Origin of the sequence: Halomonas eurihalina, assembly GCF_008274785.1 — a bacterium.
Lineage (GTDB): Bacteria > Pseudomonadota > Gammaproteobacteria > Pseudomonadales > Halomonadaceae > Halomonas > Halomonas eurihalina.
Window position 1 is genome coordinate 38,403 of the sequence record NZ_VTPU01000010.1, and the last position, 14,820, is coordinate 53,222.

Sequence of the window (14,820 nt, forward strand, 5' to 3'; positions counted from 1 at the left end):
GCCAAGACGATTGCCCCGTCGAAAAAACGATTATGGCAGGATGGCAGACCAGGTCACGCGGCCTCTTGCTCGGCGACGCGGTAGATACGTTCGAGCATGGCGTTCAGGCCGTTGCTGCGGGTTGGTGATAGGTGCTTGTCGAGGCCGAGGTCCTTGAGAAAGTGCGGGCTGGTCGCCCGGATGTCCGCCGGATGACGGTCATTGTAGATGCGCATCAATACCGCGATCAGCCCCGAGACAATGGCGGCATCTGATACGGCATCGAAATGCAGCGCCTCGCCGTCGCGACGATGGTGCATCCAGACATTGGACTGGCAGCCCTGGATCTTGAGCTCCTCGACTTTCCACTCCTCGGGGAAGGACGGCAACTGCTTACCCATGTCGATGATGTACTGGTAGCGGTCCATCCAGTTGTCGAACATCTCGAACTCTTCGAGCAGTTCCTGCTGGGCCTGTTCGGCGGTGATCTCTGTGCTCATGAGGGCTCCTGATAGCTTCTGAACGTATTATACCGGTTGCTCCCCCGCTCCGTCCGCCCCCTCTTCATCTCGAGGCGCCAGGCCATGCCGCGCCTGCTGTCGATGCCATTCTTCGGCCTCGGCATGCAAGTAGCGGGCCGTGGTATCGAGCCGGGAGTGACGCGCCGTCTCGGCGAGATAGCGCAGCTCGATACCGGCCTGGGCCTGATGCGTCAGTGCCGTATGGCGTAGCCAGTGCGGCGTGGCGCGTCGCAACTGCGCCACCTCGCGTTCTGCTTCGCTGCCGAGTTGCTGTTCCAGTGCGATGGCCGCCTGCTCGAAGGTGGCCCGAATCAAGCGGTACAGGTGGTTGTCGCCCACACTGCGCCGTCCATCGAGCCCCCGCAGCAATGGCGTCGACTCGTCGGGTGATGGCTCCGGCGGGAGTCCCAGGGTGGCGCGCCAATCGGCTAGCAATCGCATCATGTCCGGCGGCACGGGGATGCGCGCGATCTTGGCGCCCTTCCCCGTCACTCGCCACCACCAGCGGCCCTCGCGTCGTTCGAAGTCGTCCATCCGAGCGGCGGTCATCTCACCGATTCGTGGTGCCAATAGATAGGCGAAGCCAAAGACCAGCCGCCGACGCGCCCAGATGAAATGCGCACGCTCGGAAGCCTGCTCCGTCAGCGGCCGGTTCAGCCATTGCCAGAGCCAGTCCCACAGCGGTCGCTCCAGATAGCGCTCGATCGCGGCTTGCCGATTGTCCAGCCGTCGCCGCTTGTCACGCATCAGGCGAAACGGATTGTGGTCGAGCCATCCCGCCTCGACCAGCCAGGCACAGAGCCCTTGCAGAATAACCAGGCTCTGGCGTCGGCTCGACGGTGACAAGGGGCCGCGAAACGGCCGCCAGCGCAGGTCCTGGCGCGGCCGGGTCGGCCCGATCCAGCGTTCTCTCGGCGCTGGATCACCGAGAAAGGCCTCGAAGGCGTCGAGATGATCGCGCCGTAATTCGATCAGCGACATGCCCCGCTCGTCCAGCCACAGCAACAAGCGCTCGGCCTCGCGCCGATAGGCTCTCCGGGTATTCGGGCTGGCGCGATACTCCTCCAGCCAGAGCGCTACCGCCTGGACATCGCTGGTGGCCGCGATACGCCCTACCCCGCTTGTCAGGCCGCCGCCCAGGGGCGTGACGCTTGATTCGTAAAGTCCCGTCCCGATCTCCGGGGCCACGGGATAAGCCGCTTGCGGCGATTCTCCTTCCATCAGGACGGGCTCCTGCGCACCATTCGACTGCTTGCTCTGCCTGACTCCAGTGTCGCGCTGTAAGCACTAATAATCAAGATAAGGCGCGTAATCTTGATTATATGGCGGATACAATAAATAAAATTACATTATCCATAATACGTAATAAGCTTTATCTTCGCTCCGGAAGGCGCTATCCTGCGCTCATTGATCGGGCGGCCTGCCGCACCGATAACCCTGTGACGAGGAGAACCCCATGGCACGCACCGGTGTGCGATACGAGGATGTACAGCGCGCCATCGACTCCCTGATGGCCAAGGGCGAAGCCCCCAGCGTGCACAAGATTCGCGAGACGCTCGGCACGGGCAGCTTCACTACCATCAGCGAGCACCTGCGCGAATGGCGCCGCCTGCGCGAGGAGAATCGTGACGTGCCGCCACCCCAGGGCATGCCCGCCGAGCTGCAGGAGCTGGCCGAGACGCTCTGGACCCAAGCCCAGGAAGCGGCCAATCAGGCACTGGCGCACTATCGCCAGGAAGCCGATTCACGCGTTGATGATGCCCGCCAGCAGGCCGCCGAGGCTGAACGTCGCGCCGAGGATGCCGAACAGCGTGAAACCGCCCTGTCGGCACACCTGACCCAGATCGATCAGCGCCTCGAGCAGCGCACCTCGGAACTGGCTCAGTTGCGCACAGAGCACGAGGCGCTTCAGGAACGGGAGGCCCGGTCGAGGGATCGTCTCGATGAGCTGGTGCGGCGCCTGGAAGCAGCCGAAGAGCAAGCGAAACACCGCGAACAGGCTCATCGACAGGCATTGGAGGAACAGGCCGAGGCGCACCGTGAGCGCCTGGCGCAGGAGGAAGAGCGCAATGAAACCGCCGAGGCGCGCCTGATGGGGCTGCTCGATCAGGAACGCCAGGAACGCCAGGCGGCCGAAAAGGCCCATGCCGGCCGGGAACAGCGCCTGACGCGCCGACTGGAAACCCTCCAGGAACAGCAAAGCGCCCTGCAGACAGATCTCGCTGCTGCCCGCCAGGCACAGCACGACGCCGAACAGGCCCGGGGCAATGCCGAGCAACGCGAGGCCGCCTTGCGCGACCAGCACGAACAGCTCAATGCGCGTTTCGAGCAGCAGGAACAGCGTATAGCGGAACAGACGGAACAATGGCGCGAACGTGAGCGCCACTTCGAGCAGCGGCTATGGGCCTCGCTCGACGCCATGCGCGAAGAATGGCGAAGTGAAAGGACCGCCGCGCCCGGGGACGAAAACGACACCCCAGACGCAACGAACCCCGCTTGAGCGGGGTTCGAGGAAAAGAAGAGCCCCGGATAGCACCAGGGCATGGGGTGCGCCGTGTTACACAGACTTAAAGGTACACAGACTTAAAGGAGCGCTGAGATATCGAGCGCAGCAATAAATCAGTGTCTCCTTAGCGATAATAGGCATTGGTGGTGTCGGTATGGTCGGTGACGTCGCGGATACCGGAGAGCTCCGGAATGCGCTCCATCAGCGTCCGCTCGACCCCTTCCTTGAGCGTCAGGTCGACGGCGGCGCAGCCCTGGCAGCCGCCACCGAAGGCCAGCACGGCGATCTGCTCCTCGGTCAACTGCACCAGCTTGATCTCGCCGCCGTGGGCGGCCAACCCGGGGTTGATCTCGCTGTAGAGCACGTAGTTCACGCGGTCCTCGAGGGGGCTGTCCGCGTTGACCTTGGGCATCTTGGCGTTGGGTGCCTTGATGGTGAGCTGTCCGCCCATGCGATCGGCATTGAAGTCGACCACGGCTTCCTCGAGGAAGGGCACGCTGTTCTTGTCCAGGTAGACGGCGATCTTCTCGAGCTCGATTCGCTCGTCGCTGGGCTCCTCCTCGCCGGGCCGACAATAGGCCAGGCAGGTCTCGGCGTAGGGGGTCCCCGGCTGTGTAATGAAGATACGTACGGCGATCCCCTCGACGTTCTGCTTGGCCAGCAGTTCGGCGAGGTAGTCCTGGGCACTATCGGTGATCTGGATGCTGTCGCTCATGATGCTCTCACTGGTCTGGCCCGACCGGGGATGAGGATAACGGACGTGGCCGGGAATAATCGGTGTTTTCCCTAATGGTAAGCGAGCGATGGCGTCGAGACAATCCCGAGTGATTTGCTGGGTCTTTGATGCCCTGCCGCCGGGTCGCACCATTTGCTACCATAGGGCACCTATCCGGCATGCCACGCCGAACAAGATAAACACGCCTACGCATGCTGCGTGGTGCTCGAACGCTTGTCCCACTTCTACGCTGGAGATCACTCCGACCCATGGCCGACGTCCCCGTATCCTCGTTTGCGACTCTTACTGACAGCCTCGCCGGACGCATCCTGATGCTGGATGGCGGCATGGGCACCATGCTGCAGAATGCCGGCCTCTCTGAAGAGGACTTCCGGGGCGATCGGTTCGCGGATTGGCCGACGGACCTCAAGGGCAACAACGATCTGCTGGCGCTGACCTGCCCCGACCTGGTAACGCGCATTCATCGTGACTATCTCGAGGCCGGCGCGGACATCGTCGAGACCAACACCTTCAACAGCACTCGGCTGTCCCAGGCCGACTATGGCATGGAAGACCTGGTACCGGAGCTGAACCGCGAATCCGCGCGGCTGGCCCGTGCCATCTGCGATGCCGTGGCCCAGGAAACCGGCGTACCGCGCTACGTGGCGGGCGTGCTCGGGCCGACCTCGCGCACGGCCTCGCTGTCTCCGGACGTCAATGACCCCGCGATGCGCAACGTCACCTTCGACGAATTGCGCGACAACTATCGCGAGGCCGCCGAAGCGCTCATCGAGGGTGGCAGCGACCTGATCCTGATCGAGACGATCTTCGACACCCTCAACGCCAAGGCAGCCATCTACGCCCTCGAGGAATTGTTCGAGGCGCGTGGCGAGCGCCTGCCGGTGATGATCTCCGGGACCATCACCGATGCCTCCGGGCGAACCCTGTCGGGCCAGACCACCGAGGCCTTCTGGAACTCGGTGCGCCATGCCCGGCCGCTGTCGGTGGGCCTCAACTGCGCCCTGGGGGCCGAGGAACTGCGCCCCTACGTCGAGGAGCTCGCCAAAAAGGCCGATACCTTCGTCTCCGCCCACCCCAACGCCGGGCTGCCCAACGAATTCGGCGAGTACGACCAGACGCCCGAGGAAATGGCGGCCATCGTCGCCGAGTTCGCCGCAAGCGGGCTGGTCAACATCATCGGTGGCTGTTGCGGCTCGACACCCGAGCACATCGCCGCCATCCATCGGGCGATCCGCGATACGGCACCACGCCGGATCCCCGAACGTGCCCTGGCCTGCCGGCTTTCCGGTCTCGAGCCGTTCAACATCGAGCACGACTCGCTGTTCGTCAACGTCGGCGAACGCACCAACGTCACCGGCTCGGCACGCTTCAAGCGCCTGATCAAGGAAGAGGACTACACCACTGCCTTGGAGGTAGCCCTGGAGCAGGTCGAGAACGGCGCCCAGGTCATCGACATCAACATGGACGAGGGCATGCTGGAGTCCCAGGATGCCATGGTACGTTTTCTCAACCTGATCGCCGGCGAGCCCGACATCGCCCGGGTGCCGATCATGGTCGACTCCTCCAAGTGGGAGATCATCGAGGCCGGCCTGAAATGCATCCAGGGCAAGGCGGTGGTCAATTCCATCTCGTTGAAGGAAGGCGAGGATGCCTTCCGCGAGCAGGCGACCAAGTGCCGCCGCTACGGTGCCGCGATCGTGGTCATGGCCTTCGACGAGCAGGGTCAGGCCGACACCTTCGCCCGCAAGGCCGAGATCAGCCAGCGAGCCTACCGTCTGTTGGTCGACGAGATCGACTTCCCGGCCGAAGACATCATCTTCGACCCGAACATCTTTGCCATTGCCACCGGCATCGAGGAGCACAACAACTACGCCGTGGATTTTATCGAGGCGACTCGCTGGATTCGCGAGCACCTGCCCCACGCCATGGTGTCTGGCGGCGTGTCCAATGTCTCTTTCTCATTCCGCGGCAACAACGCGGTGCGCGAGGCGATCCACTCGGTGTTTCTCTACCATGCCATCCGCGCCGGCATGACCATGGGGATCGTCAACGCCGGTCAGTTGGCGGTCTATGACGACCTGCCCGACGAGTTGCGCGAAGGCGTCGAGGATGTGGTGCTCAATCGACGCGATGATGCCACCGAGCGACTACTCGACCTCGCCGACAAGTACAAGGACGACGGTAGCGGCGCCTCCCGCAAGGAAGACCTGGAATGGCGCGGCTGGGAGGTCGAAAAGCGTATCGAGCACGCCCTGGTCAAGGGCATCACGGCCTACATCGAGGAAGACACCGAGCTGGCCCGGCAGCGTGCCACGCGCCCCATCGAGGTTATCGAAGGCCCCTTGATGGACGGCATGAACGTGGTCGGCGACCTGTTCGGCGACGGCAAGATGTTCCTGCCCCAGGTGGTCAAGTCGGCCCGCGTGATGAAACAAGCCGTGGCCTACCTGATCCCCTATATCGAGGCCGAGAAAGGCGAAGAAACCCAGGCCAAGGGCAAGATCGTCATGGCCACGGTCAAGGGGGACGTCCACGACATCGGCAAGAATATCGTCGGCGTGGTTCTGCAGTGCAACAACTACGAGGTCATCGATCTCGGCGTGATGGTGCCGGCGGAGAAGATCCTGCAGACCGCCCGCGAGGAGAACGCCGATATCATCGGTCTTTCCGGCCTGATCACGCCCTCGCTGGACGAGATGGTCCACGTCGCCAAGGAGATGCAGCGCCAGAACTTCGATATTCCGCTGCTGATCGGCGGGGCCACCACCTCCAAGGCACATACCGCGGTCAAGATCGAGCCCGGCTACGAGCACCCGGTGATCTATGTCACCGATGCTTCCCGCGCCGTGGGCGTGGCCGGCAAGCTGCTCTCGCCCGGGCTCAAGGAGGGCTATGTCACCGAGATCCGCGAGGAATACGAGAAGGTTCGCGAGCGTAACGCCAAGCGTCGCCCCAAGGCCGCCGAGATCAGCTATGCCGAGGCCTGCCGGCACAAGCCGGCCATCGACTGGCAGGATTACACGCCGCCACGTCCGGCGCTGGCCGGCCTTGAGGTCTTCGAAAACCATGATCTGGCCCCCCTGGTCGAGCGCATCGACTGGACACCCTTCTTCATGAGCTGGCAACTGGCCGGCAAATACCCGCGCATCCTCGACGACGAGAAAGTCGGCGAAGCCGCGCGCAATCTCTTCGACGACGCCCAGGCCATGCTCAAGCGGTTGATCGACGAGCGCCTGGTCGAAGCCCGAGGCGTGATCGGCATGTGGCCGGCCAACACCGTCGACGACGACATCATCGAGGTCTATGCCGACGAGGCGCGCAGCGAGGTGATCGAACGGCTGCATCATATTCGCCAGCAGACCACCAAGAATCGCGAAGGCGTGTGCTATAGCCTGGCCGATTTCGTAGCACCCAAGGACAGCGGCAAGCCTGACTGGATCGGCGGTTTCGCGGTGACCACCGGACATGGCGTCGAAGAACTGACAGAGCGCTACAAGGCCGCCGGCGACGACTACAACGCCATCATGGTCCAGGCCCTCACCGACCGCCTCGCCGAAGCCTTCGCCGAGTACATGCATGAGCGCGTGCGCAAGCAGTACTGGGGCTACGCGCCCGACGAGACGCTGGACAACGAGGCGCTGATCGCCGAGAAGTATCGCGGCATCCGCCCGGCCCCCGGCTATCCAGCCTGCCCCGATCACACCGAGAAGGCTACGCTGTTCCGTCTGCTCGAGGCCGAGACGCATAGCGGCCTCTCGCTGACCGAGAGCTTCGCCATGTGGCCGGCGGCAGCAGTGGCCGGCTGGTACTTCGCGCATCCGCAGTCGAAATATTTCTCCACCGGAAAGATCACCCGCGACCAGGTCGAGACGCTGGCCGAGCGCAAGGGTATGTCGCTGGCCGAGCTGGAACGCTGGCTCATGCCGGTGCTGTCCTACGATAGCTGACATGTCGGAGCGTACCAGCCGACACGCATGCTCCGGTGCCGAGATCGCCGCGCCGCTGCCCAGCGGCGGTGACAGGCGGCGCGTCATCCTGCGTCTCGCCCTGCCGATCATCGGCGGTATGCTCAGCCAGAGCCTGCTGAACTTGATCGATGCCGCAATGGTCGGCGCCCTGGGCGAGATCCCGCTGGCCGGTGTCGGCATCGGTGGCTATGCGATCTTTCTGATCACCGCCGTGGTGTTCGGGCTTTCCTCCGGGGTGCAGGCGCAAACCGCCCGGCGGCACGGCGAGCAGGCATGGGGCCAGCGAGCCCAGGCCCTGAATGCGGGGCTCGTCATCGCCCTGGTGGTTGCCATTCCCCTGACCCTGCTTTGCCTGTGGCAGGCACCACGGCTGATGTCCTGGATCAACCAGGACCCGGCGGTGAATGTAGAAGCCGTGGCCTACTTCCGCTGGCGCGTGGTGTCGCTGGTTCCCGTGGCCATGATCTTCTGCTTTCGCGGTTACTGGAACGGCATCCAGCGCACTGGGCTCTACCTGCGCATCATGCTGGCCATGCACCTGGTCAACGGCCTGGCCAGCGTCGGGCTGATCTTCGGTCTCGCGGGGCTACCCGCCATGGGGGCCGCCGGCGCCGGCGCGGGGACCACGCTCTCACTTTACGTGGGGCTGGCAATCTGGTCCTTCTATAGCCTGCGACACGCCATGGCCAGCGGCTTTCTCGCTGCCCGTCCTCACCTCGAGACCCTGCTGACCACCCTGCGACTGGCCATTCCCCATTCCTTCCAGCAGATCTGGTTCGCCGCCGGCTACGCGATGCTGTTCTGGATCCTCGGCCATATCGATACCGCCAGCGTGGCGGTGGGTCACGTGCTGGTGAACCTCTCGCTGCTGCTGATACTGCCCGGCGTCGGGCTGGGCATGGCGGCGATGAGTCTGGTGGGACAGTCCCTGGGCCGCCAGGATCGGCGCGATGCCCATCGTTGGGGATGGGACGTAGTGCGCGTGGCCTTGCCATGCCTGCTGCTTCTGGCGCTGCCCTTGTTGGCCTTTCCCGAGGCGGTTCTGAGCCTGTTCCTGCACGATGCCGAACTCATCGCCCTGGGACGGCTTCCCCTGCAACTCACGGCACTGATGATCGTGATGGATGCCGCGGCTCTGGTATTTGCCCAGGCCCTGCTCGGCGCTGGTGCCAACCGCACCGTGATGACCACCACTCTGACCCTGCAATGGCTAATCTTCCTGCCGCTTGCCTGGTGGGTCGGCGTGCACCTGGCATTCGGCCTGGTCGGCATCTGGTGGGTACAACTCGGCTATCGCTGTCTGAATTCCGCCTGGTTCGCTGTTATCTGGCAACGTGGCCGCTGGGCAGCACTCAGCGTATAAGGAAACGGAGACAGCCGCCTTGCAAGACAGGGATACTACCGCTCATTCCATTTCGAATATAAACTATGCACATTTATTCTTTTCTCGTATAAAGATCACCCGGTAAGCTATTCGCAACCGTGCCACTTCCCTATTGCAGGAAGGCGTTGAATGTATCGCTACGACAACCATGACCAAACCCTGGTAGACGAGCGCGTCGCCCAGTTTCGCGACCAGATGCGCCGTTACCTGGAGGGCAAGATCAGTGATGAGGAGTTTCTGCCACTGCGCGTGCAGAACGGCCTCTATATCCAGCGCTACGCTCCCATGCTGCGTATCGCCATCCCTTACGGCATGCTGGCTTCCTATCAGCTGCGCAAGCTCGGCGAGATCGCCGCGCGTTACGACCGTGGCTACGGTCACTTCACTACGCGCACCAATCTGCAGCTGAACTGGCCGAAGCTCGAGGACGTGCCGGACATCCTGGCCGATCTGGCCAGCGTGCAGATGCACGCCATCCAGACCAGCGGCAACGATATCCGCAACACCACCACCGACCAGTTCTCCGGCATCGCCGCCGACGAAGACGTCGACCCGCGCCCCTGGTGCGAACTGGTCCGTCAGTGGTCGACCTTCCACCCGGAATTCGCCTATCTGCCGCGCAAGTTCAAGATCGCCGTGACCGGCGCGGAAGAAGACCGCGCGGCCATCCAGGTCCACGACGTGGGCCTGCGCCTGTGGCGCGACGAGGACGGCGAAGTGCGCGTCAAGGTACTCGCCGGTGGCGGCCTGGGACGCACGCCGATGATCGGCGGCGTTGTGTGCGAGGACCTGCCCTGGCGCCACCTGCTCACCTATCTGGAAGCCCTGGTGCGGGTGTACAACCAGTTCGGTCGTCGCGACAACAAGTTCAAGGCGCGCATCAAGATCCTGGTCAAGGCGCTTGGCATCGACGAATTCCGGCGTCGCGTCGAGGAAGAATGGGCCCATCTCAAGGATGGCCCCCAGACCCTCACCGAGGACGCGGTATCCGCCGTGGCCGAGCACTTCGTCGACCCGCCCCGTCGTGAGGTCGCCGAGGACGCTATCGAGGCCTACGAACGTCTGCGCGGGGAAAACCGTGCCTTCGCACGCTTCGTGACCAACAACGTCACCGACCACAAGGTCGCCGGCTACAAGGCCGTGACCCTGTCGCTCAAGCGTCACGACCACTCGCCCGGCGACGTGACCTCCGAGGACATGGCCGCGGTGGCGGACCTGGCCGATGAATTCGGCTACGGCGAACTGCGCGTCACCCACGAGCAGAACCTGGTGCTGACCGATGTGCCGGTGGATCGCATGGAAGAACTCTGGCAGCGCCTCGATGCACTCGGCATGGCCAATCCGACCGTGGGCACCCTGGCCGATCTGATCTGCTGCCCCGGCGGCGATTATTGCTCGCTGGCCAACGCCAAGTCGATTCCGGTCGCCCAGGCCATCCAGGAGCGCTTCGAAAATCTGGATTTCCTCTACGACCTGGGCCCGCTGGAGCTCAACATCTCCGGCTGCATGAATGCCTGCGGCCATCACCACGTGGGCCATATCGGCATTCTCGGCGTCGACAAGAAGGGCGAGGAGTACTACCAGATCTCGCTCGGCGGCAGCCAGGGCAACGAGTCTTCGCTGGGCAAGATCCTCGGCCCCTCCTTTTACCGCGAAGATGTGACGGACGTGATCGACAAGCTGTTGAAGGTTTACATCGGGCAGCGCAATCCCGACGAGACCTTCCTCGACACCTATCGTCGCATCGGCCTGAAACCCTTCAAGGAGCAAGTCTATGCCTGAACAGCAGCGTACCCTGATTGCCGATCGCCGTGTCCAGGATGATGACTGGGTGTTCCTTGAGGAAGGCGCGGAACGCCCCGCCGGTGCGCGCGCCATCGTCGCCCTGGCGGAGTGGCTGGATGCCCCGAGCACAGACGCCGCCCCGCTGCTGGCCAGCGATACTGAACTCACGCCCGAGCTCGCCGGGCAACTGCTCGAGGCTCCGCTGATCGCCATCGACTTTCCCAAGTTCACCGACGGCCGCGGCTACAGCATCGCGCGTCTGCTGCGCGAGCGTTACGGCTACACCGGGCAGATTCGCGCCGTGGGTGACGTGCTGATCGATCAGTTGTTCTACATGTCGCGGTGCGGCTTCAACGCCTTCCTGCTGCGCGAAGACCAGATCGTCGAGGACGCCTTGAACGCGCTGGATACCTTCAGTCTGAGCTATCAGCCCGGCACCGATACCGCCGAGCCGCTGTTCCGGCGCCGGATGCGTGAGGCGCAGCGCGAACAAGCCGTCGCCTGACAGCGTCGCGTGCAACGGCCATCAAACTAGCGGCAATGCCCAAAGAAGCCGGCCACGGTGGCCGGCTTTCTCACGTTTAGCGTCTCTCAAACCCACGGCGCTTGCCCGTCGTGTCGAATGGGAAGCCCATGTTATCGTCGCCCTCGTACGCTAGGCCGCTGGTGCCGACAAGATGAGACTTTCACGCTACGAGACCGATCATGATAACCCCTCGCCGCTTGGGCCTTTTGAGCGTATGTTGCGCCCCTTTCGTCATTGCCGGCTGGTTCTGGCTGACCTGGCTCAGCCCCTGGACCTATGAACGCCCCGATTCGCTCCCGGAGGTGGCCAGCGGCGAACACCATCTCTTCGTTTACGGCACCCTGCGTTACGCCCCGATTCGCTGGCTCGTCTATGGTCGAACCGGTAACCCGCAATCGGTCGAACTGCACGGTTACCAACGCCAGGGTCTCGACCTCGCGCCGTCCGCAGGAGACAGCGTCGAAGGGCTCATGCTGACGGTCAACGGCGAGGAACTGGAACACCTCGACCGCTACGAACGTCTGGGGATTCGCTACCTTCGTCAGGAAGTCACGCTCTCCAATGGGCAAGAAGCTTGGGTGTATCGACGGATGGAATCTTCGCGGTGAGATTTGTTTTACAGCATATAAGATAACGGTATAAATCGAAATTATTTTCCCAGGGAAGTCCTGAGTACACCACTCTCATATAGACGATATGGCTTCGGCATGAGACGACCCTGACAGGAGGACGTCATGGATTCTGAACTGACACTACTGGAAATGTTCACCCGCCTGACGGCGGCCTCAGGACTGGCGCTGGTGCTCGGCATCGAACGTGAATTCCGTGGCAAGCCCGCCGGACTGCGATCTCACATGCTGGTCGCGTTGGGAGCGGCCGCCTTTCTACTGGTCGGCCTGGAAATTCTCTTTTCCACCACTGGCAACGACCCGACAGCGCGCATCGATCCGACCCGAATCGTCGAGGGCGTCATCGGCGGCATCGGCTTTCTGGGCGCCGGCAGCATCATCCGCAGCGGCACCACCGTACAGGGCATCACCACGGGTGCTTCGATCTGGCTGGCCGGCGCCATCGGTATCTGCGCCGGCGTCGGCGATCTTGCGTTGGCGACCATGGTCACGCTGCTGGCATTGATCATCATGACGGTGCTCGGCGCCATTGAGCGTGCCCTGCCCTGGCATAAGCGCGAGGAATGAGCCGAGTGAACAGCGGTGTTGTGGGGCTGAGTGGCGACGGCCTACAATGGCTCCGCGCCATTCGACCGACCATAAGGCCCCGCCATGCTGACCTTGCTGCACAATCCACGCTGCTCGAAATCCCGTCAGGCCCTGGCACTGCTTGAGGAACGCGGTGTCGACGTTCAGGTACGCCGCTACCTGGACGATCCGCTCGACGAAAAGGAACTGCGCTCCTTGATGTCACGACTGGATGCCGATGGCACCGCGCTGGTGCGCACCAATGAAGCGGAATGGAAGGCGCTGAATGCCAGCGTCGACGATCCCGACCAAGTCGTGCAGGCCATTGTCGCCTATCCGAAGATTCTGCAGCGCCCGATCGCCGACGACGGTCAGCGCGCTGTAATCGGACGCCCCCCGGAAGACGTTCTCGGTCTGCTCGGCTGACCCGTTCCCCCTTCTTTTCGACTCAGGAAGCCGCATGTCCTCCCAGCCTTATATCCTGATTCTCTACTATTCGCGCCAGGGCGCGACCCGGGCCATGGCCGAACGCCTGGCCGCCGGCGTCGAGTCGATGCGCGGCATCGAGGCCCGCCTGCGTACCGTCCCCCCCGTTTCACCGACTTGCGAAGCGGTGGACCCGGAGATCCCCGCCGAAGGAGCGATCTACGCCGATCTCGATGACTTGCGCCATTGCGCCGGCCTGGCTCTCGGCAGCCCGACTCGCTTCGGCAACATGGCCGCACCCTTGAAATATTTCATCGACACCACCAGCGAACTCTGGCTGGGAGGCGCCCTGGTCGATCGCCCGGCCACGGCCTTCACCTCCACTTCCAGCCTGCATGGCGGCCAGGAAACGACGCTGATTTCCATGCTGCTGCCCCTGCTGCACCACGGCATGGTCTATGCGGGATTGCCCTACAGCGAGGTGGAATTGATGGAGACCCAAGCCGGCGGGACGCCCTACGGCAGCAGTCATTTGGCCGGCAAGCGCAGCGATCGCCCACTGGACGATCACGAGCGTCGCCTGGCCTTCGCCCAGGGCAAGCGCCTGGCAAGGCTGGCATTGGCACTGGAGCGCTGCGGGGAGGACACATGAAGCGCTGGCTGGAAAATCTCGAGGCACGCGAGGGATTGAGCGTTCTGGTGACCCGCTGCCGGCGCCTGGTCATCGGCAGCTATGCGATACTGATCCTGATGATGGTCTACCGTGGCGTGGCAGTGGAAAGCGATGCCAGCCGCATCGGCCCCATGGTGGCCTTCGTGCTGCCACTGGTGCTTTTTCTGCCCTCCATCCTGGCCAGGCGCGCGCGCGGGCATGCGTGGCTCGCCTTCGTCAGCCTGCTCTACTTCGCCCAGGGCGCCATGGTCGCAGGCCTGCCCGGACAGTTCGCACGAGGTAGCCTGGAAGCGCTGGTCTCGCTGGCCCTGTTCGTCGGGTGTACGGGATACGCCCGCTTTCGCAGCCGCCAGGTCAAGGCCGAGGCATGATCCGACCCGTACCGACCGATGACACTGCTCCAATCATGCCTTGAGCTTGGTACGCCAAGCGGCGACCATGACGGAATATTCTAGGAGAACGCCATGACACGAGATATTGCCGATATACGGCGCGACTATGAAGGCGGTCGGCTCGAAGAAGACCAGGTACCCGACCAGCCCTTGTCCCTGTTTGATGAGTGGCTGGCCCTGGCCCTGGAGTCCGAGGGGGACGACGGCAATGTCATGACCCTGGCCACTGCCGACAGCCAGGGCATGCCCCATGCTCGCGTGGTGTTGCTCAAGGATTTCAGCGAACAGGGGCTGGTCTTCTATACCAATTACCAGAGCCACAAGGGCAGCGAACTGGCCAATGTGCCACATGCCGCCCTGGTCTTCTGGTGGCCGTCCCTGGGCCGGCAGGTGCGCGTCGAGGGCCCTGTGGAACAAGTCAGCGATGCGGAATCCGACGCCTACTTCGCCAGCCGCCCCCGGGCCAGCCAGCTGGGCGCCTGGGTCGCCACCCAGAGCGTGGTGATTCCGGGCCGTAACTGGCTCGAGGAACGCGAACAGCGCTTCCAGCGAGCCTATGAAGGCCAGGAGATCGAGCGGCCCGGCCATTGGGGCGGCTATCGTGTGGTACCGGAAATGATCGAGTTCTGGCAAGGACAGCCGAGCCGCCTGCACGACCGTATTCGCTACGAGCGACGCGCCAGCACCTGGAGCCATTTCCGGCTGGCTCCCTGACAGCGGAGGCGCCG

General features: G+C 63.4%; 14 protein-coding genes. 11 read left to right on the top strand and 3 right to left on the bottom strand.

Going from position 1 to position 14,820, the window contains the following annotated elements:
* Positions 1–53 precede the first annotated feature (53 nt).
* Positions 54–479, bottom strand: a complete 426-nt coding sequence (locus FZZ93_RS11160; RefSeq protein WP_149322406.1) for a SufE family protein — start codon at positions 477–479, stop codon at positions 54–56.
* Between the two features lie 27 nt (positions 480–506).
* Complete coding sequence (locus FZZ93_RS11165) at positions 507–1,721, bottom strand: tyrosine-type recombinase/integrase (protein ID WP_149322407.1); 1,215 nt, start codon at positions 1,719–1,721, stop codon at positions 507–509.
* A gap of 235 nt (positions 1,722–1,956) precedes the next feature.
* Between FZZ93_RS11165 and FZZ93_RS11170 the strand changes: the two genes are divergently transcribed.
* Complete coding sequence (locus FZZ93_RS11170; RefSeq protein WP_149322408.1) at positions 1,957–3,000, top strand: DNA-binding protein; 1,044 nt, start codon at positions 1,957–1,959, stop codon at positions 2,998–3,000.
* 130 nt (positions 3,001–3,130) lie between these two features.
* On the opposite strand, the gene nfuA is transcribed toward FZZ93_RS11170, so the two are convergent.
* On the bottom strand, positions 3,131–3,721 hold the full coding sequence (nfuA, locus tag FZZ93_RS11175; protein WP_149322409.1) for a Fe-S biogenesis protein NfuA: 591 nt from the start codon (positions 3,719–3,721) through the stop codon (positions 3,131–3,133).
* Positions 3,722–3,990: 269 nt separating this feature from the next.
* On the opposite strand from nfuA, the gene metH reads away from it, so the two are divergent.
* The 10 genes from metH (at position 3,991) to pdxH (ending at position 14,806) form a co-directional block, all read left to right on the top strand.
* Positions 3,991–7,689, top strand: a complete 3,699-nt coding sequence (gene metH, locus FZZ93_RS11180) for a methionine synthase (protein ID WP_149322410.1) — start codon at positions 3,991–3,993, stop codon at positions 7,687–7,689.
* 1 nt (position 7,690) lies between these two features.
* Positions 7,691–9,073 (top strand): MATE family efflux transporter, encoded by a 1,383-nt coding sequence (locus FZZ93_RS11185; protein WP_149322411.1) that lies wholly within the window; start codon positions 7,691–7,693, stop codon positions 9,071–9,073.
* A gap of 150 nt (positions 9,074–9,223) precedes the next feature.
* Positions 9,224–10,876: a nitrite/sulfite reductase gene (locus FZZ93_RS11190; protein ID WP_149322412.1), complete on the top strand. Its 1,653-nt coding sequence runs from the start codon at positions 9,224–9,226 to the stop codon at positions 10,874–10,876.
* On the top strand, positions 10,869–11,384 hold the full coding sequence (locus FZZ93_RS11195; protein ID WP_149322413.1) for a DUF934 domain-containing protein: 516 nt from the start codon (positions 10,869–10,871) through the stop codon (positions 11,382–11,384). The genes FZZ93_RS11190 and FZZ93_RS11195 overlap by 8 nt, the downstream gene beginning before the upstream one ends.
* 200 nt (positions 11,385–11,584) lie before the next feature.
* Positions 11,585–12,013: a gamma-glutamylcyclotransferase family protein gene (locus FZZ93_RS11200; RefSeq protein WP_187774517.1), complete on the top strand. Its 429-nt coding sequence runs from the start codon at positions 11,585–11,587 to the stop codon at positions 12,011–12,013.
* 126 nt (positions 12,014–12,139) lie between these two features.
* Entirely contained in the window at positions 12,140–12,601 is a 462-nt protein-coding gene (locus FZZ93_RS11205; RefSeq protein ID WP_149322415.1) for an MgtC/SapB family protein, read from the top strand.
* Positions 12,602–12,685: 84 nt separating this feature from the next.
* Entirely contained in the window at positions 12,686–13,027 is a 342-nt protein-coding gene (locus tag FZZ93_RS11210; RefSeq protein ID WP_149322416.1) for an arsenate reductase family protein, read from the top strand.
* A gap of 34 nt (positions 13,028–13,061) precedes the next feature.
* Entirely contained in the window at positions 13,062–13,679 is a 618-nt protein-coding gene (gene wrbA / locus FZZ93_RS11215) for an NAD(P)H:quinone oxidoreductase (RefSeq protein WP_149322417.1), read from the top strand.
* A complete protein-coding gene (locus tag FZZ93_RS11220; protein ID WP_149322418.1) occupies positions 13,676–14,071 on the top strand; it encodes a DUF2069 domain-containing protein in 396 nt (131 codons plus the stop codon). Before wrbA ends, FZZ93_RS11220 begins: the two co-directional genes overlap by 4 nt.
* A 93-nt stretch (positions 14,072–14,164) precedes the next feature.
* Complete coding sequence (pdxH, locus tag FZZ93_RS11225) at positions 14,165–14,806, top strand: pyridoxamine 5'-phosphate oxidase (protein WP_149322419.1); 642 nt, start codon at positions 14,165–14,167, stop codon at positions 14,804–14,806.
* The last annotated feature ends 14 nt before the right edge of the window (positions 14,807–14,820 follow it).

Excerpts from the sequence above, each read along its gene's own strand:
- FZZ93_RS11160 (WP_149322406.1), bottom strand. The coding sequence starts at position 479 with ATGAGCACAGAGATCACCGCCGAACAGGCCCAGCAGGAACTGCTCGAA.
- FZZ93_RS11165 (WP_149322407.1), bottom strand. The coding sequence starts at position 1,721 with ATGGAAGGAGAATCGCCGCAAGCGGCTTATCCCGTGGCCCCGGAGATC.
- FZZ93_RS11170 (WP_149322408.1), top strand. The coding sequence starts at position 1,957 with ATGGCACGCACCGGTGTGCGATACGAGGATGTACAGCGCGCCATCGAC.
- nfuA (WP_149322409.1), bottom strand. The coding sequence starts at position 3,721 with ATGAGCGACAGCATCCAGATCACCGATAGTGCCCAGGACTACCTCGCC.
- metH (WP_149322410.1), top strand. The coding sequence starts at position 3,991 with ATGGCCGACGTCCCCGTATCCTCGTTTGCGACTCTTACTGACAGCCTC.
- FZZ93_RS11185 (WP_149322411.1), top strand. The coding sequence starts at position 7,691 with ATGTCGGAGCGTACCAGCCGACACGCATGCTCCGGTGCCGAGATCGCC.
- FZZ93_RS11190 (WP_149322412.1), top strand. The coding sequence starts at position 9,224 with ATGTATCGCTACGACAACCATGACCAAACCCTGGTAGACGAGCGCGTC.
- FZZ93_RS11195 (WP_149322413.1), top strand. The coding sequence starts at position 10,869 with ATGCCTGAACAGCAGCGTACCCTGATTGCCGATCGCCGTGTCCAGGAT.
- FZZ93_RS11200 (WP_187774517.1), top strand. The coding sequence starts at position 11,585 with ATGATAACCCCTCGCCGCTTGGGCCTTTTGAGCGTATGTTGCGCCCCT.
- FZZ93_RS11205 (WP_149322415.1), top strand. The coding sequence starts at position 12,140 with ATGGATTCTGAACTGACACTACTGGAAATGTTCACCCGCCTGACGGCG.
- FZZ93_RS11210 (WP_149322416.1), top strand. The coding sequence starts at position 12,686 with ATGCTGACCTTGCTGCACAATCCACGCTGCTCGAAATCCCGTCAGGCC.
- wrbA (WP_149322417.1), top strand. The coding sequence starts at position 13,062 with ATGTCCTCCCAGCCTTATATCCTGATTCTCTACTATTCGCGCCAGGGC.
- FZZ93_RS11220 (WP_149322418.1), top strand. The coding sequence starts at position 13,676 with ATGAAGCGCTGGCTGGAAAATCTCGAGGCACGCGAGGGATTGAGCGTT.
- pdxH (WP_149322419.1), top strand. The coding sequence starts at position 14,165 with ATGACACGAGATATTGCCGATATACGGCGCGACTATGAAGGCGGTCGG.